This is a genomic window from Pantoea sp. CFCC18177 (assembly GCF_059412425.1).
This window is the reverse complement of the sequence record NZ_JBNBPL010000018.1, coordinates 25,782-42,764: the sequence shown is the minus strand read 5'-3', so window position 1 is coordinate 42,764 and position 16,983 is coordinate 25,782. Positions and strand designations below refer to the sequence as shown.

The window sequence follows — 16,983 nt, the reverse complement described above, 5'->3', positions numbered from 1 at the left end:
TTATGCCCGATGTTTGAGTTCGATGCGTTTGATATCGCCCGTAATGAACAGGAAGCTAAACGCAGCAACAAAGGCGTGAATGCCGACATAAATCAGCGCACCCTCGAAAGAACCGGATGCCGCGATGATGTAGCCAATGGCAATCGGCGTGACGATGCCGGAGAAGTTGCCAAACATGTTGAACAAACCGCCGCTTAACCCGCTGATCTCTTTCGGTGCGGTATCCGCCATCACCGCCCAGCCCAACGCACCAATGCCTTTACCGAAGAAGGCCAGCGCCATAAACAGCACCACGACCCACTCTGTTTCGGTGTAGTTACACATCACCATGCTGATAGAGAGCAGCATGCCAACCACAATCGGGGTTTTACGCGCAATATTCAGTGAACCGGTTTTACGCATCAGGTAGTCGGAAATCACACCTCCCAACACCCCGCCCAGGAAGCCACAGATAGCCGGAATCGAGGCGATCATGCCTGCTTTCAGGATTGACATGCCGCGTGCCTGCACCAGATACACCGGGAACCAGGTGATAAAGAAGTAGGTCAGTGCGTTAACGCAATACTGGCCGAGATAGATGCCCCACATCATGCGGGTCGAGAGTAGCTGCTTGATTTGATACCACTTTTCATCCCAGCTCACTTTGCGCTCTGATTTTTTGGCATCCATATTGATCAGTGCGCCGCCTTGCTCCATGTACTCCAACTCGGCTTTGTTCACGCCAGGGTGGTTATTCGGATCATGCATAAACTTCAGCCAGACGAAGCTGAGGATGATGCCCAGTCCGCCCATGAACCAGAACACATGCGCCCAGCCCACTTCCGCCACCAGCCAGCCCATGATTGGGGCGAAAATCACCGTGGCGAAATACTGTGCCGAGTTGAATATCGCCACGGCAGTGCCGCGCTCTTGTGCCGGGAACCAGGCTGCCACAATGCGGCTGTTGCCGGGGAACGAAGGTGCCTCCGCCAGGCCAACCAGGAAGCGCAACAGGAACAGTGAAATGACGATGCCAAAGCCACTGAACAGGTCAACGAAACCTTGCAGCAAAGTAAACAGCGACCACAAGAAAATGCTCCAGAAGTAGACGCGTTTTGAACCAAAGCGGTCGAGCAGCCAGCCGCCAGGAATTTGCCCAATCACGTAAGCCCATGAGAAGGCGGAGAAGATATATCCGAGACCGACCGAGTCGAGGCCGATATCTTTAGACATGGCAGAACCGGCAATCGAGATGGTTGCGCGGTCACCGTAGTTGAACGACGTGACGATAAATAACATCACCACAATCCAGTAACGGGCATTGGTGCGTTTTTGCACGGCTTCCGCTGTCTGGCTGAAACTATTCATGCTGCACTCCTGAAATATAGCGAACGCTACATTCACTCTGACTGCATACACATCGCGTTGGGTATCAGAATGATGTCGGGTTAAACACGGCGATTGTTATTGTGGCAAAACGATGATGCGTCGTGACAAATAACCAAACGTTTGAAGAACGAGAATCAGTATAGGAACAGCATGGAGGCGAAACACTGGAAGGACGCCCGACAATGCAGGTCAATTAGCAAAGAATTTATGGCATCTGCACATAACGCTGCGGCATGGCTCACGGAACCACATCACGCATGGTCAAATTGATTAAAAAGCAGACTATGGGTGCGCACTTTGTGAGTCTCTTCACTTGCGTTTGGCAAAACGTCCCAAACTCAGCCAATAAAAGTGCTTAATGCCAGTCAGTTGCACAATGCGCCGCCCAATACCCCTGCATATACTGAGGCTGGCAAAAAATGATGTCGTGATGGAAGCATTTACACCGCGCTGCCATGTACAGTGCGACGAACTGGAAGGTGAGCAATGAACCGACCGCTTACAGAAAAACCGCTTTATATAAAAGTACATGACGCCGATAACGTGGCGATCGTGGTTAATAATCAGGGTCTACCTGCTGGCACGCGCTTTGACGATGGCCTGCAGCTCACAGAGCATGTCCCGCAAGGGCATAAAGTGGCGCTGGTTGATATCCCTGAAAACGGTGCGATTCTGCGCTATGGCGAAGTGATTGGCACCGCCCTGCGCCCCATCGCCCAAGGCAGCTGGATTGAAGAATCTCTGGTGGCGTTACCCGAAGCGCCACCGCTAAACAGCCTGCCATTGGCCAACAATGTGCCTCCGGCACTGCCCCCGCTGGAAGGCTACACTTTTGAAGGCTATCGCAACGCTGATGGCAGTGTCGGCACCCGCAATCTGTTAGGCATCACCACCAGCGTGCACTGCGTCGCTGGGGTTGTGGATTACGTTGTGCAGATGATTGAACGCGATTTACTGCCGCGCTATCCCAACGTTGATGGCGTTGTCGCCTTAAATCATCTCTATGGTTGTGGTGTGGCGATCAACGCCCCTGCGGCTGTGGTGCCGATCCGCACCATTCATAACCTTGCGCTCAATCCTAATTTCGGTGGCGAAGTGATGATCGTCAGCCTCGGTTGCGAGAAGCTGCAACCCGAGCGATTGCTCACCGGCACACCCGACGTGCAGGCAATTTCGCTGGATGACCATGACATTGTGCGTTTGCAAGACGAACGGCATGTCGGCTTCGGCGCGATGGTGGATGAAATTCTACAGGTGGCCGAGCGCCATTTGAAAAAGCTGAACCAGCGCCAGCGTGAAACCTGCCCGGCGTCAGCGTTAGTGATCGGCACTCAGTGCGGTGGCAGTGACGCCTTCTCAGGTGTGACTGCCAATCCCGCCGTGGGTTTCGCCTCGGATTTGCTGGTGCGCTGTGGGGCAACGGTGATGTTTTCCGAGGTTACCGAAGTGCGTGATGCCATTCATCTGCTGACACCCCGAGTAGTAGATGAAAGCGTGGGCAAACGCCTGCTGGAAGAGATGGCGTGGTATGACGACTACCTCAGCCAGGGGCAGACTGATCGCAGCGCTAACCCTTCACCGGGCAATAAAAAAGGCGGCCTGGCCAACGTGGTGGAAAAAGCGCTCGGTTCAATTGCGAAGTCGGGTCGCAGCCCGATTGTGGAAGTGCTGTCACCCGGTCAGCGTCCGACCCAACGTGGCTTGATCTATGCCGCCACGCCAGCCAGTGACTTTGTCTGCGGCACTCAACAGATGGCCTCTGGCATCACCTTGCAGGTGTTTACCACAGGTCGCGGCACGCCCTATGGTTTAGCCGCTATTCCGGTGATCAAGATGGCCACGCGTAATGCGCTGGCTGAGCGTTGGCATGATTTGATGGATATTAATGCAGGCACCATAGCGACCGGCGAAGAGAGCATTGAGCAGGTCGGCTGGCGGTTGTTTGAGTTGATTCTGGAGATCGCCAGCGGCCGTAAGCAGACATGGTCCGATCGCTGGGGGATTCGTAATCAGCTGGCGGTGTTTAATCCGGCGCCGGTGACGTAACCTTTCCCCTCACCTTAACCCTCTCCCGCAAGCGGGAGAGGAAACCGACCGAACATTCTGAAGCAAAACAGTCCCACCTTTACTGCCAGAGCCGCACAGAGTGCCCCCTCTCCCGCTTGCGGGAGAGGGCAACATCTATTTCATCAATTACAACAATTTACCCCAGCTCTCCACCCAAGGCGTGGTCACCGATTCTGGCTCTGGGTCTTCTGTTGCATCCACCAGCAGCACTTCGCCAATACGTTGCGCGCTCTGCTCTTGCAAGGTGGCATCGAAGGTTTTACCTGCGCCGCAGAAATTGTCATAGCTGCTGTCACCCAGCGCGATCACGCCATAGCGCAGCTCTGGCTGATAGCCCAACTCATCGCGAACTTTCACATATAAACGCGCGATATTGTCGGGGAAATCCCCCTGACCGGTGGTTGAGGTCACGATGAGAATCACGTCTTTGCTGTAAGCCTGCCAGTCGGCCAGCGTTGCATCTTCAAACACCTTCACTTCATGGCCTTGCTCTTCCAGCACCGGCTGAGACTCTTCAGCCACCAGCAGCGCGTTGCCGTAAACCGTACCTGTAAAAATGCCAATCTTTGCCATCTTGCCGCTCCTTTATTCTGTTGGCTTATCCTGGACTGCCTCGTCGGCAAACTCAACCCTGGGAACCTCAGGGATCTGATCCTGCCAGCCAAAGTGTTGCAGCATTTGCTGCCAGACGCGATCCAGGCCTGCACGAATCACCAGCGGCTCACCGGTAACCGGATGAGTAAGGCTGAGGCTGCTGGCGTGCAGCATCAAACGATTCATCCCGAAATGCTCAGCAGCACCACGATTTTGACGCAGATCGCCGTGGGCGCTGTCGCCAATGATTGGATGGCGCAAATGCACCATATGGCGACGCAGCTGATGTTTACGACCGGTATGCGGAGACATCTCTACCAGGGTGTAGCGGGCACTGTTGTAGCGGCTAATGGCGACGGGCATTTCCACCTGCGCCAGTGAGCGATAATCCGTCACGGCATCCTGAGCAGTACGTTCCTGGTTGGCAAACTTATCGGCTATCTTATCCAGCTCTTCCATCAGCGGATAATCGAGTGTCGCGCTGCCGTCGAGCCAGCCGCGCAGCACCGCGTGATAGGTTTTCTGCATTTGATGCTGCTCGAACTGCTGTGATAACAGATGGGCCACTTCGCTGGACAAGGCCATCAACAACACACCTGAGGTCGGGCGATCGAGACGATGAACGGTGAAAACGTGCTGACCAATTTGATCGCGCACCGTTTGCATCACCACCACTTTTTCGTCGCGATCCAGCCAACTGCGGTGCACCAGCCAACCGGACGGTTTATTGACGGCAACCAGCCATTCATCTTGGTAGAGGATTTCCAGCATCAGGCAGTCGGGTCCTGAAACAGTGCGTCAAACTGGCCCAGTGCCAGTAGCAGCGCAGCGTGACCTGGCGTGCTGTCTGCCAGTGAAACTTCATAATAAGGCGTGACGGCGAAATTTTGTGGCAGCGGTGCACCCGCTTCAATCAAGGCGTGAAAACGAGGGATAAGCACCCACTGCAGCCATTCCAGCGGCTCAAGTGTATCGAGACAAAAAGGCTCGCTGCTGGCGAAGGCTTCCGCTTCAGGGGGCTGGGTCTGCCAGTGGTCATGTTCGCGCATCACCGCTTCGACCTGCTGCAGCCGTTGAATAATCATTTGCGACGACATACGCCACCTCCAGAGAAAATTGGGCGGCAAGCATATCACTAGTCAGTCAATGCGCAAAAAAGCCATAAAAAAAGGGAGCACTGTGATTACAGTGCTCCCGGTTTCGTTTGCAGCATTCCCGCCACCGCTGTGCTCCCTGCTCATCCATGACAACTGTTCCTGCGCTTTCCATTGCCTGTCATCATGACATTTGTCCTTAGCATCCTGGCCCACCACATCCAACGTGGCTCTCATTCTCCATCCTGGAGGTGTCCTTAACTCAATCCTGAGTGTCCTGCTTCATCATGAAGCCTTCCGTGTGTCGTAAGCTCCGTTACGCTCCTGCCGCCTGGCTGACATTCTCCTGAACGTCTCTTCATCCCTGGCTTCCTGCCAGTGGTGACTATTCTGTCAGAAACCATCGCAATAACAAGCTAGTAAGAGGCGTTAATAGATTGAGTCAGATTATCTCTTTAGGAGAAACGCTATAAGCTCATGATTCACAATATTTTTACATCGAAGCCTTCCAGAAGGCTGCAAAATGATCTAGCGATCTCTCACACACGATGTGAGAGATCTCTTACAAAACAGATATCTTAACTCTGCTAATCAGGCAGTAAGCGGTTGTAAAGCATTAAGAAATATCTGAACATCCGCCGCCAGAACCTGACGATTTTTACTACCAGGCTGTTCCAGAATAACTTCGCCGGTTAAGTTGCAGACGGCAATCACATCCTGTTCTGATTCAGTTGTAGCAATAAACAATGTTGGACTCTGTTTCAGGCGGCGCTTCATCACCAAATGCCCAATCAGGTTTTCCTGCAAGCGGGTAAAGTCTGATTCACTCCACACCTGTAATAGCGTAATTGGCCGCTGCTCAAAGCTGGCCGTCATATCACCGGCAAATTGTGACGTGTAGAAGGCAGTGATCTCTGGTTGCAACTGAATATCCAGCGCGCGCTCAACCGCTTCCAGCGTCGCTGGCAGCGTAAAGGGTTGTGGCTGCCATAACACGCGATCTTCCAGTGTGCTTACAATGCAGGGTGAAGGCACACCTAACAGATCGGCACTGGCAGGCAGGTGGCCGGATTGTTGTTGCCATAGCTGAACATAACGGGCGGTAAATTCACGCAGGGCGTCTGCGGTTTGCTGCATCATTCATCTTCTCGCTTATGATCGGTTACACTTAGCCACTTTGATGGAATTTAGTGGTAACCGATATGTCTTCTGAAAACCGCGATCAGGCATTAAGCGGCCTGACCTTAGGTAAGCCCACGGCTTATGTTGATCGCTACGATAACACGCTGTTGCAATCCGTGCCGCGCAGCCTGAATCGTGAACCGCTTGGGCTTTACCCGGATAATTTGCCATTCCAGGGCGCCGATATCTGGACACTGTACGAACTCTCCTGGCTGAACAGCAAAGGCGTGCCGCAGGTAGCAGTGGGCGAAGTCGTACTCCGCGCCGATAGCGAAAACCTGATCGAGTCCAAGAGCTTCAAGCTTTATCTTAACAGTTTTAACCAGACGGTTTTCGCCGACTGGGGTGAAGTGCGCCAAACGCTGGAACGCGACTTACGTGCCTGCGCCAACGGTGAAGTTGGCGTTGCGCTCTTTCGCCTGAGTGAAGTCGAAGGTCAGCCGATTGGCCATTTCAACGGCGAAGTGATTGACGAGCAGGATATCGAAATCCAAGACTATGCTTTCAATGCCGACTATCTAGCGCGGGCAGCGGGAAGCGAAGTGGTTGAAGAAACCCTGGTGAGCCATTTGCTGAAATCGAACTGCCTGATTACACATCAGCCCGATTGGGGTTCAGTGATGATTCGCTACAAAGGCCCACGCATTGATCGTGAAGCTCTGCTGCGCTATTTGATCTCTTTCCGTCAACACAATGAATTCCATGAGCAGTGCGTTGAGCGCATTTTTAACGACATTCAGCGCTTTTGCCAGCCAGAATGCCTCACTGTTTACGCACGTTACACGCGCCGTGGTGGGTTGGATATCAATCCCTGGCGTAGCAATGTGCCCTTCTCTCCCACTTTCTCCCGCTTGGTTCGCCAGTAACAGATTGCGAGGCACCTCGCAGGCCGCTGCACGGATGCGCGGATCCACTTGAGCATTCACCGCGGACAACGTTACTCTGTCAAAGGCGCGAGGAGTAAAACCTGCGTTCCAAGGATTTTCGTCACTGCGTTCAGTCAGTTAAGCGCAGCGTCATCAGTCACGCCTTTGCGTGTAAAGGAGTTCTCTTGATTACACATATTAGCCCTCTTGGCTCAATGGATCTGCTCTCCCAGTTGGAAGTCGACATGCTGAAGCAAACCGCCAGTAGCGACCTTTACCAACTGTTTCGTAACTGCTCGCTGGCGGTGCTGAATTCCGGCAGCCAGACCGACAGTAGTCAGGAACTGCTTTCCCGCTTTGAAAACTTTGATATCAATGTGTTACGCCGTGAGCGCGGGGTAAAACTTGAGCTGATTAATCCGCCGGAAGAGGCGTTTGTCGATGGGCGAATTATCCGCTCGCTGCAAGCCAACCTGTTTGCCGTGCTGCGCGACATTCTGTTTGTGAATGGCCAACTTGAGCGCAGCGATCAACAAAATGCCGATGATTCCGCGCACATCACCAACCAGGTGTTTTCTATTCTGCGTAATGCCCGCGCGCTGCACATCGGCGAGTATCCCAATACCGTGGTGTGTTGGGGTGGCCACTCCATTAATGCAGTGGAGTATCAGTATTGCCGTAACGTAGGGACCCAAATGGGTCTGCGTGAACTGAACATTTGCACCGGTTGCGGGCCTGGCGTAATGGAAGCGCCAATGAAAGGGGCCGCCGTCGGCCATGCACAGCAGCGCTACCACGACAGCCGTTTTATCGGCCTGACAGAGCCATCCATTATTGCGGCAGAGCCCCCGAACCCGTTGGTCAATGAACTGATCATCATGCCGGATATCGAAAAGCGCCTCGAAGCCTTTGTGCGTATTGCACATGGCATCGTGATCTTCCCAGGCGGGGTCGGTACTGCGGAAGAGCTACTGTATCTGCTGGGCATTTTGATGAACCCGCACAACATCGATCAGGTATTGCCTTTAATCCTGACCGGGCCAAAAGAGAGCGCAGATTACTTCCGTGTACTGGATGATTTCATCGTTAACACCTTGGGCGAAACCGCGCGCAAGCACTACAAAATCATCATTGATGACGCAGCAGAAGTGGCGCGTCTGATGAAGAAAGCCATGCCGCAGGTGAAAGAGTACCGTCGTGAAACCGGTGATGCTTACAGCTTTAACTGGTCGATTCGTATCGCCCCTGAGCTGCAGGTTCCTTTCATGCCAACCCATGAAAACATGGCCAACCTGAAACTGTTCCCGAACCAACCAGCAGAGAAACTGGCTGCTGACCTGCGTCGTGCCTTCTCTGGCATCGTTGCCGGAAACGTTAAAGAAGTGGGCATCCGTGAAATTCGCGAGAAAGGTCCGTACAAACTGCACGGGGATGCCGATTTGATGCATCGCATGGACGAACTGCTGCAGGGCTTCGTGGCCCAGCAGCGAATGAAGCTGCCAGGTAGTGCCTACATCCCGTGCTACGAAATCATTAAATAACCCATCAGGAAGGCAGCCCGCGGGCTGCCGCTATCATTATGTCGTTTCATCTTCTCATTATTGATGCGCTAAACCTGATCCGCCGCCTGCATGCCGTGCAAGGCACGCCTTGCCGCGATACCTGTGTCGCGGCACTGCATCAGCTGTTAGGCCACACACAGCCGACACATGTGGTAGCAGTATTTGACAGCCAGGACCGCCATCCCGGCTGGCGACATCAGCTGTTGCCCGATTACAAAGCTGGTCGCCCACCGATGCCAGACGATTTGCAGCTGGAGATGCCCGCCATTCAGCAAGCGTTTGAGTCCGTGGGCGTCAGCTGTTGGGTGGCCAATCTGGACGAAGCAGACGATCTCGCCGCCACCCTGGCAGTGAAAATGGCCGATGCCGGACATCAGGCCACCATCGTGTCTACCGACAAAGGTTATTGTCAGTTGCTGGCACCGAACATCCGTATCCGCGATTATTTCCAAAAACGCTGGTTAGATGTGCCTTTCATTGAGCAGGAGTTTGGTGTTTCCCCCCTTCAGTTGCCTGATTACTGGGGATTATGTGGCATCAGTAGCAGTAAAATTCCCGGCGTGACAGGCATAGGCCCCAAAAGCGCCCGTGAGTTACTGATGCAATTCGGCACGCTGGAAGCCCTCTACCAGCAGCTCGATCAGGTGCCCGATAAGTGGCAGAAGAAGTTGCGGGATCATCAACACATGGCAGAAATTTGCCGCCAGGTCTCGACATTGAAACGCGATTTGGTGTTGCAGGGTAATTTGAATACGTTGCGGTATAAGGCGTAAGTACAGAATTGTAGTGGCGAGCAGGCGCAGCCAACGCACCTGCAGCGCGAAGTATGACGGGAAATTATCCTGCAAATAATTTGTGCTACAGCAAGGCGGCAAGCTTGGGAGTCCCCGGGAGCATACACAAGTATGTGACCGGGGTGAGCAAGCGTAGCCAACGCCGCTGTAGTGCAAAGTATGCAGCAGGATTAGCGTTCGTCGCGACGGCCACCGACCGCCGCCCACAACCTTCTTACGTGAACGGTAATCTCTTCGCGATCGTGATACAGCTGGCGCGCCTGAATTTGCGCATTCACGCCCTTCTCTTTCAGCGCAGCATCGATCATCGCCAGATTCTGCGTCACTTCCTCATAACGCTTTTTCATCGGCAGCTTGAGGTTGAAGATCGCCTCGCGGCACCAGCCGTTGACCAACCACTCGGTCATTAGACTCGCGACACGCACCGGTTTCTCTACCATATCGCACACCAACCAGCTGATGTTGTTGCGTGTCGGACGGTATTTGAAGCCATCTTCACGGCAATGCGTAACCTGTCCGGTATCCATCAGGCTTGGCGCCATCGGACCGTTATCGACAGAATAAACCCACATGCTGCGCTTCACTAACTGATAGGTCCAGCCACCTGGGCAGGCCCCGAGATCCACCGCATACATACCGCTCGCCAGGCGCTCATCCCACTCATCAGCCGGGATAAACACATGAAACGCCTCTTCCAGCTTCAGGGTTGATCGGCTTGGTGCATCGGATGGGAACTTGAGGCGCGGAATACCCATATAGAACGGTGAGTTGTTGTCAGACAGCGAATAACCGACATAGCAGGTGCCCGGTGCAATAAAGAACACGTGCACCACCGGGCGCTTCGGCGATTCGTAATTCAGCAGAATCTTGCTCTCGCGCAGGCTGGCGCGCAGTGGCACGGTCAACTTGCGGCAGAACTTAGTGAGTTCTTTGGCTTCGTTGGTGTCCGGTACTTCAACACGCAGCTCGCCGCCCTTCTCCACCACACCTGTCAGCATGCCGACAATCGGCGTAATGCGATCTTCCGGCGGTAAGTCACGCAGCAACTCACCGACCACTAGCATTTGTCGCGCAAAAATAAGCTCGGCAAACGGCAAGTTTTTAATCAGCTTTTCCGCATCTTCTTGCTGGTAACATTCAAACAGCACATAGCCGGAGTCATCCTTTACGCGTGGGAAACCGTAGATTTCACGCTCTGCGGCTTTGGCACTGATTTCCGCCGCACACTCTTTTTCAAATCCTGGACGGCAATAGAGTAAAACTTTATTCATGGCGATCTGCCTTTCGTTTCAGACGCAGCGCGCCAATCAACATCAAGAACCAACCAATCAGGAAGCACAAACCTCCTACTGGCGTGACAAAAACCCAAAACTTCATATGCGACAGCGCTAAACAGTAGAGACTGCCGCTGAATAACACGGTGCCGAGCGCCAGTAGCGCGCTGCTCCAGTAGAACCAGATGTTGGCGCGACGCAGCATCGCCGCCCCCAGACCAATCACCGCCAGCGTATGATACGCCTGATATTCAAGACCGGTATGAATCCACGCCATTTCGGCTGGGCCAAGCGACTTGCTCAGCACATGCGCCCCAAAAGCACCAAATGCCACCAACAGAAACCCGCTGATGGCCGCAAACACAAACATGGCACGACTGGACATTCAGTAATCCTCAAAGATGAAACCGCACATCACTGTGCAGTAATCAACGTATTAGTGATCGTAGCGAAAGCGGAATTTTTCTTGTTCATGGGCCGCTTTTTCCAGAATCCACTGACGAAAGGCGGCTATTTTACCCAGTTCTGCCTGACTGTCATGACAAACCAGATAAAAAGCGTTTTTACTCACTAACACATCATTAAATGGGCAGACCAAACGCCCAGCCTCAATCTCACTCTGTGCCATCACGTTGTTGGCCAGCGCCACGCCCTGACCATGGATCGCCGCCTGTAATACCATGGCACTGTGGCTGAAAATCGGTCCCTGCTGCACGTTGATGTGCTGCAAGCCTAGCTGGCGAATATAGGATTGCCAGTCACGCCGTGAGGCATCATGCAGTAACGTAAAATGGGCTAAATCAGCAGGGGTTTTAAGCGGATGCTCACCCGTCAGCAACATCGGAGAACAGACCGGCAACAGATATTCGGCATACAGTTTTTCTACCCGCAGTCCTGGCCAATTGCCACGACCATAGAAAATAGCGACGTCGACATCGTCGGCCAGTTTCTCTTCATCCCGGTCTACAGCCTGGATCCGCACATCAATGCCCGGATAAGCCATATTAAAGCTTGAAAGACGCGGAACCAGCCACTGAATAGCAAAACTGGGCAGCAGGCTGACGGTCAACGCTCCCTTCGCACTGCGCGCCTGAAGTTTGCGCGTGGCATCATTGATGGCAGAGAAAATCTCTTTAATGTCCAGATAGTAGCTTTGCCCATCTTCAGTCAGTAAAAGCGAACGATTCCTCCGCCGAAATAGCTTAAGACCAAGGAAATCTTCCAGAGATTTAATCTGATGGCTAACAGCTGCCTGGGTAACAAACAGCTCTTCAGCCGCTTTAGTAAAGCTCAGATGGCGGGCCGCTGCGTCGAAAACACGCAATGCATTGAGCGGGGGAAGGCGTTTTGACATGGTTTTCCGTCTACGGATTTACAAGGTAATAGTCCAACTTATACAAAGTCGCTACGTATTAGTTTTTTTAATCCGAGACATTATAATTTGTCCGTTGAGGAAGCTCCAGCAAATACCTATAGTTGCCGCACTTCCTGAGCCGGAACGAAAAGATTTCTGGAAACGTGCGAGAGATCGCAGACTTTTGGAGAGCTTTTGGCTTGTGGTCGTGATGTTGTGTTTGCATTTTGATCTGACGATTGCAGATCAAGCTTTTAATTCCTGTAGATTTACCCTGTCTGTCCAAGTGATTTTAAGTAGCACCGCAAATTGCGGTGCTTTTTTTTACCCAAAATTTACTGTCCCATCTCTGCCATCTCTTTGACATCTGTACGGTTAATCTGCTGCTTGTTGCCATTGGCATCTTTATAGCTGATCATACCGGTTTCATCGTCAACTTTCGGTTTGCCGCTCGCAACAATGGTGCGACCATCGTTGGTATGCATCACGTAATTGCTGGAACAAGCAGCCAGGGTAAAGGCCATCGTACACACGGCCAGCACTGCGGTAAGTTTTTTCATCTTCTATCTCCTTGCAGATTGATTGCATTAAACCATCCGCACGCTGAACAAAGGCAGCTAAAGTGAAATCGACTGGTTAAGGTCAATTCTTTATGCGGGTTTCGGTTCAAACCTTGCAATAATTAGCATAACGCGCTTTTCCAGCTTTGCCAGGTAACAGACCGGCTTTCAGCCTGGTCCTAACATTCAATACAGTGGGCTGAGTATGACCATTTTTTCTCCAACCGCCTTTCGCCAGCAGTTTCCCGCGCTGAGTGATGCCGGTGTCTATCTCGACAGCGCCGCGACCGCCCTGAAGCCACAAGCGGTGGTTGACGCCACCTCTCAGTTCTATTCGCTCAGTGCAGGCACCGTACATCGTAGCCAGTTTAAAGCGGCTCGCGTGCTGACAGAGCAGTACGAAAATGCACGTGGACTGGTGGCCCGCTGGATCCATGCCGCCGACGACCGCCAGATTGTCTGGACGCGTGGCACCACAGAAGCCATCAATCTGGTGGCCAACAGCTGGCTGGCTCCTCGCCTGCAACCGGGTGATGAAATAGTCGTGAGTGAAGCTGAGCATCACGCGAACCTGGTGCCGTGGTTAATGCTGGCGCAAGCCAAGGGGGCAAAAGTGGTGAAGTGGCCGATTGGCGAAGATCGTCTCCCGGACATTAATCTGTTGCCCGAGCTATTAAACTCACGCACTAAACTCCTGGCCATTGGGCAGATGTCGAACGTAACCGGCGGCTGCCCCGATTTAGCGCAGGCCATTTCGCTGGCACATACCGTTGGTGCAAAAGTGATGGTGGATGGCGCACAGGGCGTGGTGCACACCCCGCCGGATGTTCAGGCATTGGATATCGACTTCTACGCCTTTTCCGCCCACAAGCTTTATGGCCCGATGGGTATTGGCGTGCTGTACGGCAAAGCAGAGCTGTTGGAAGAGATGGATGCCTGGCAAGGTGGCGGCAAGATGTTAACTCAGGTCGACTTCAATGGCTTCACTCCACAACCGGTCCCCTGGCGCTTTGAGGCAGGTACACCTAATGTTGCCGGCGTTGTCGGATTGAGTGCGGCGTTAGAGTGGCTTTCTCAGCATCACGCGGAGAAGGCCGAGATGTGGAGCCAGCAGCTTGCCAGTCTGGCTGAAGAGCAGTTGAGCGAGATCCCCGGTTTCCGCAGTTTCCGTTGTGGTCATGCCAGCCTGCTGTCGTTTGATATTGAGGGCATCCATCACAGTGATATTGTGACGCTGTTGGCAGAACAGGGCATCGCGCTGCGTGCAGGACAGCATTGTGCGCAACCCCTAATGACCGCGCTGGGTGTCAGCGGCACATTACGCGTCTCCTTCGCCCCCTATAATAATTTGCAGGACGTGGATGCGCTGGTGCGCGCTATGCTTCATACCGTGGAATTGCTGAGTGAATAACGCTATGACAACCTTGATTGGCTCGCATCCTTTTGGCGACGTGATTACTGCAGCCAGCCTGACTGAAAAGTTTACCCATTTTCACCAGTGGGAAGACCGCTACCGCCAGTTGATTCAACTCAGCCGCCAGCTGCCCGCGCTGCCAGAAGCGGTAAAAACCGCCGAAATTGAACTCAGCGGATGCGAAAACCGCGTGTGGCTCAGCAGCCAGTTGCTGCCCAACGGCACGCTGCATTTTTATGGTGACAGTGAAGGCCGTATCGTGCGCGGTTTACTCGCCGTTCTGCTAACCGCAGTGGAGGGCAAAACGCCAGCGGATCTGTTAGCACAGGATCCACTGGCGTTGTTTGATACCTTAGGCTTGCGCGCACAGCTCAGTGCTTCACGCAGCAGCGGTTTACAAGCGCTGGCGGACGCCGTGCTACGTGCCGCGCGCGCTCATCAATCTGCCTGACGCGCTGCACGGGCGAGGAATTTTTTCAGCGCATGTGAAACGGCAATAAAACCAAAGGTCGCGGTTACCATCGTCGCCGCACCGAACCCCGCCGCACAATCCATGCGTTTTGGACCTTCAGCGGTACTTTTCGAGGTACAGACGCTGCCATCCAGCTGCGGATACACCAATGCTTCGGTCGAGAAGACGCAATCAATCCCTAACTTGCCTTTGCTGTTCTTCACAATCTTGAAGTCGCTTTTCAGCCGCTCGCGCAGCTTCGCCGCTAAAGGGTCCTGGATGGTTTTCGCCAGATCGCTGACCTGGATCTGCGTAGGATCGATTTGACCACCCGCCCCACCCGTGGTGATGAACGGGATTTTATTGCGACGACACCACGCAATCAGCGCGGCTTTGGGGCGTATGCTGTCGATGGCATCAATCACATAGTCGAAGCCAGCCGACAATAGTTCAGCGGTATTATCGGGCGTGATGAAATCATCAATGCAGATCACTTCGCATTCAGGATTGATCGCCCGGATACGCTCAGCCATCACTTCGGTTTTTGCCTGCCCGACTTTGCCCTGCAGCGCATGGATCTGGCGATTGGTGTTGGTGATACAGACATCATCCATATCGATCAGGGTGATTTTACCAATGCCCGTGCGTGCCAGTGCCTCAGCCGACCACGATCCCACGCCGCCAATGCCAATGACACAGAAATGGGCATCGGCAAAACGCTGCAGTGCATCCTGCCCGTACAAACGTCCCGTGCCACCAAAACGCTGCCGCCAGGCATCGCTGACTACTTTCATATCAAACCTTTCATTGCGGTGCGCAGGATTACACACCCTGGAAAATAATGACGGTACTGCGGTGCGCGTAAATGCGTACCCTACAAAAAAATCATGGAATATGTAGGGTCGCCATTTATGGCGACCAAAAATAGTGATGTTGCACTTTTCGACACATTCACCGAACGCAACAATATCAATTTGCACCGATAATCAGTGAACCATTATTGCCATTCTGCGGATTGCTAAACAGCGGCTGTCCTGCACCAGGCGCAGCTTTTAACACCCAGACACGGCCATAGTGGTTATAAAAACCAGCAAGGTGCGCGGCATCAGGCCCTACACCCTGATAGATATCGAAGTGCTGCCCTTTGATCGCCCCGCCCACATCCAGCGCCACCATCAGGCGCATTTCATATTTGCCATTGAACTTGCCTTTCTCGTTCAACTGCGGCACTTCCGCCAACAGCGCGGTACCTGCCGGGATCAATGAACGATCCGATGCCACCGACGCCTTAGCAATCAGTGGTACCGCACTGGCCCCACGCACCGGCACGTAATCTTCTGGCTTGAAGAACACGAAGGATTGATTGGTTTCCAGCACATTACGCACCTCCTCAGGAGAGTGCTCCTGCGCCCACTGGCGAATCGCCTGCATCGACATATCTTCACGCTTCACTTCACCGCGATCGATCAGCTCTTTACCTACGCTATGATACGCCCAGCCATTTTTGCCGCCGTAGCCAAAGAAACGCAGTGGACGACCGTCGCCGAAATCGACATAGCCGCTGCCCTGCACATCCATCATGAAGTTATCGATCAGCGAGTTGCTCCAGGCAATCACATAGCGCTCATCAAGTGCTCCACTATATATAGAAGCGCGGCTTGGCAATTTCTGCCCACGCGGACGCGGCGGCATGCGATAAATCGGATACTGGAATTCGCCCTGACGGGTATAACGCGCTTCTACCACCGGGGTGTAGTAACCGGTGAACTGCACGTTGCCATAATTATCGGTGCCTTCCATTTGATAGGCATTTAAACCGAACTGACTGAGCTGACGGGTGTCGGCACCGGAAAGCAGCCAGTTTTGAATCGCGCTGTAGGTACTGGTATTGCGGCTGTAGAGGCCTGATGATGCGCTCTGAATCTGCTGAATCTGCACGCCAAAGTCTCTGCCGTTGACCGGACGCCCTTTGGCATTGGGTTCATTGACCAGCCCGAGCGGTTGCTCCAGCTTACCATCTATATATTGCTGACCCCGATCGGTCGGTTTAGAACTACAACCTGCTAACAGCGCGAGAAACGCGCCAGTCAGTGCATACTTCGCCCAATGTCCTTTCATCACTTTCTCTTTTTATCGCTTGTTGGCCCCGCGACGATAGCAAACGGACGGAAAGAATGAAATCCGCCACAGGTTACCGCGCTCACATCTGTACAATTAATCGCCCGATGGCGCTTTTATTCATCAACTGGCTGTAAATTTAGGACCTTATGGCAAAAAGAGGTTGCATCGCGGCGCGCCAGGAGTATAGTGCGCATCCACGGACGCGGGGTGGAGCAGCCTGGTAGCTCGTCGGGCTCATAACCCGAAGGTCGTCGGTTCGAATCCGGCCCCCGCAACCAATTC

General features: G+C 53.4%; 17 protein-coding genes and 1 tRNA gene. 7 read left to right on the top strand and 11 right to left on the bottom strand.

The features are described 5' to 3' along the window. Entirely contained in the window at positions 1 to 1,347 is a 1,347-nt protein-coding gene (locus ACPUC8_RS17645; RefSeq protein ID WP_039330711.1) for an MFS transporter, read from the bottom strand. A gap of 507 nt (positions 1,348 to 1,854) precedes the next feature. Here ACPUC8_RS17645 and garD point away from each other — a divergent pair. Further along, positions 1,855 to 3,414 carry a galactarate dehydratase gene (gene garD, locus ACPUC8_RS17640; protein ID WP_039330709.1) on the top strand — a complete coding sequence of 520 codons (1,560 nt, stop codon included), beginning with the start codon at positions 1,855 to 1,857 and terminating at the stop codon, positions 3,412 to 3,414. A 147-nt stretch (positions 3,415 to 3,561) separates the two neighbouring features. Here the strand turns inward: garD and ACPUC8_RS17635 are convergent, their stop codons facing one another. The 4 genes from ACPUC8_RS17635 to syd all read right to left on the bottom strand — a co-directional run bounded on the left by ACPUC8_RS17635 (position 3,562) and on the right by syd (position 6,263). Continuing rightward, entirely contained in the window at positions 3,562 to 4,008 is a 447-nt protein-coding gene (locus ACPUC8_RS17635; protein WP_039330706.1) for a flavodoxin, read from the bottom strand. A gap of 12 nt (positions 4,009 to 4,020) precedes the next feature. Beyond that, complete coding sequence (truC, locus tag ACPUC8_RS17630; RefSeq protein WP_039330705.1) at positions 4,021 to 4,800, bottom strand: tRNA pseudouridine(65) synthase TruC; 780 nt, start codon at positions 4,798 to 4,800, stop codon at positions 4,021 to 4,023. Then, positions 4,800 to 5,126, bottom strand: a complete 327-nt coding sequence (locus ACPUC8_RS17625; protein WP_039330703.1) for a YqcC family protein — start codon at positions 5,124 to 5,126, stop codon at positions 4,800 to 4,802. The genes truC and ACPUC8_RS17625 overlap by 1 nt, the downstream gene beginning before the upstream one ends. 588 nt (positions 5,127 to 5,714) lie before the next feature. Continuing rightward, positions 5,715 to 6,263 (bottom strand): SecY-interacting protein, encoded by a 549-nt coding sequence (syd, locus tag ACPUC8_RS17620; RefSeq protein WP_494926918.1) that lies wholly within the window; start codon positions 6,261 to 6,263, stop codon positions 5,715 to 5,717. Between the two features lie 62 nt (positions 6,264 to 6,325). On the opposite strand from syd, the gene queF reads away from it, so the two are divergent. The 3 genes from queF to xni all read left to right on the top strand — a co-directional run bounded on the left by queF (position 6,326) and on the right by xni (position 9,506). Continuing rightward, the gene (gene queF / locus ACPUC8_RS17615; RefSeq protein ID WP_494926917.1) at positions 6,326 to 7,171 is read left to right on the top strand and encodes an NADPH-dependent 7-cyano-7-deazaguanine reductase QueF; all 846 of its coding nucleotides are present in this window, start codon (positions 6,326 to 6,328) and stop codon (positions 7,169 to 7,171) included. Positions 7,172 to 7,356: 185 nt separating this feature from the next. Then, the gene (ppnN, locus tag ACPUC8_RS17610) at positions 7,357 to 8,712 is read left to right on the top strand and encodes a nucleotide 5'-monophosphate nucleosidase PpnN (protein WP_494926916.1); all 1,356 of its coding nucleotides are present in this window, start codon (positions 7,357 to 7,359) and stop codon (positions 8,710 to 8,712) included. Between the two features lie 38 nt (positions 8,713 to 8,750). Further along, positions 8,751 to 9,506: a flap endonuclease Xni gene (gene xni / locus ACPUC8_RS17605; RefSeq protein WP_494926915.1), complete on the top strand. Its 756-nt coding sequence runs from the start codon at positions 8,751 to 8,753 to the stop codon at positions 9,504 to 9,506. Positions 9,507 to 9,697: 191 nt separating this feature from the next. On the opposite strand, the gene rlmM is transcribed toward xni, so the two are convergent. From rlmM to ACPUC8_RS17585, 4 genes are all read right to left on the bottom strand, one after another. After that, positions 9,698 to 10,798 (bottom strand): 23S rRNA (cytidine(2498)-2'-O)-methyltransferase RlmM, encoded by a 1,101-nt coding sequence (rlmM, locus tag ACPUC8_RS17600; RefSeq protein ID WP_039330692.1) that lies wholly within the window; start codon positions 10,796 to 10,798, stop codon positions 9,698 to 9,700. Further along, the gene (locus ACPUC8_RS17595) at positions 10,791 to 11,186 is read right to left on the bottom strand and encodes a DUF423 domain-containing protein (RefSeq protein ID WP_039330690.1); all 396 of its coding nucleotides are present in this window, start codon (positions 11,184 to 11,186) and stop codon (positions 10,791 to 10,793) included. The genes rlmM and ACPUC8_RS17595 overlap by 8 nt, the downstream gene beginning before the upstream one ends. Positions 11,187 to 11,237: 51 nt before the next feature. Next, a complete protein-coding gene (locus ACPUC8_RS17590; protein WP_058969873.1) occupies positions 11,238 to 12,155 on the bottom strand; it encodes a transcriptional regulator GcvA in 918 nt (305 codons plus the stop codon). Positions 12,156 to 12,490: 335 nt separating this feature from the next. Next, positions 12,491 to 12,715, bottom strand: coding sequence for a YgdI/YgdR family lipoprotein (locus tag ACPUC8_RS17585; protein WP_039330686.1), 225 nt, complete (start codon positions 12,713 to 12,715; stop codon positions 12,491 to 12,493). A gap of 205 nt (positions 12,716 to 12,920) precedes the next feature. Here ACPUC8_RS17585 and csdA point away from each other — a divergent pair, with 205 nt between their 5' ends. Continuing rightward, positions 12,921 to 14,126: a cysteine desulfurase CsdA gene (csdA, locus tag ACPUC8_RS17580; protein ID WP_494926914.1), complete on the top strand. Its 1,206-nt coding sequence runs from the start codon at positions 12,921 to 12,923 to the stop codon at positions 14,124 to 14,126. Positions 14,127 to 14,130: 4 nt separating this feature from the next. Continuing rightward, entirely contained in the window at positions 14,131 to 14,580 is a 450-nt protein-coding gene (gene csdE, locus ACPUC8_RS17575) for a cysteine desulfurase sulfur acceptor subunit CsdE (protein WP_039330830.1), read from the top strand. On the opposite strand, the gene tcdA is transcribed toward csdE, so the two are convergent. Both tcdA and mltA read right to left on the bottom strand, forming a co-directional pair. After that, on the bottom strand, positions 14,568 to 15,374 hold the full coding sequence (tcdA, locus tag ACPUC8_RS17570; protein WP_494926913.1) for a tRNA cyclic N6-threonylcarbamoyladenosine(37) synthase TcdA: 807 nt from the start codon (positions 15,372 to 15,374) through the stop codon (positions 14,568 to 14,570). The genes csdE and tcdA overlap by 13 nt on opposite strands. A gap of 175 nt (positions 15,375 to 15,549) precedes the next feature. Next, a complete protein-coding gene (gene mltA / locus ACPUC8_RS17565) occupies positions 15,550 to 16,698 on the bottom strand; it encodes a murein transglycosylase A (protein ID WP_039330682.1) in 1,149 nt (382 codons plus the stop codon). 204 nt (positions 16,699 to 16,902) lie between these two features. Here mltA and ACPUC8_RS17560 point away from each other — a divergent pair. Next, positions 16,903 to 16,979, top strand: a tRNA-Met gene (locus ACPUC8_RS17560). Positions 16,980 to 16,983: the final 4 nt, after the last annotated feature.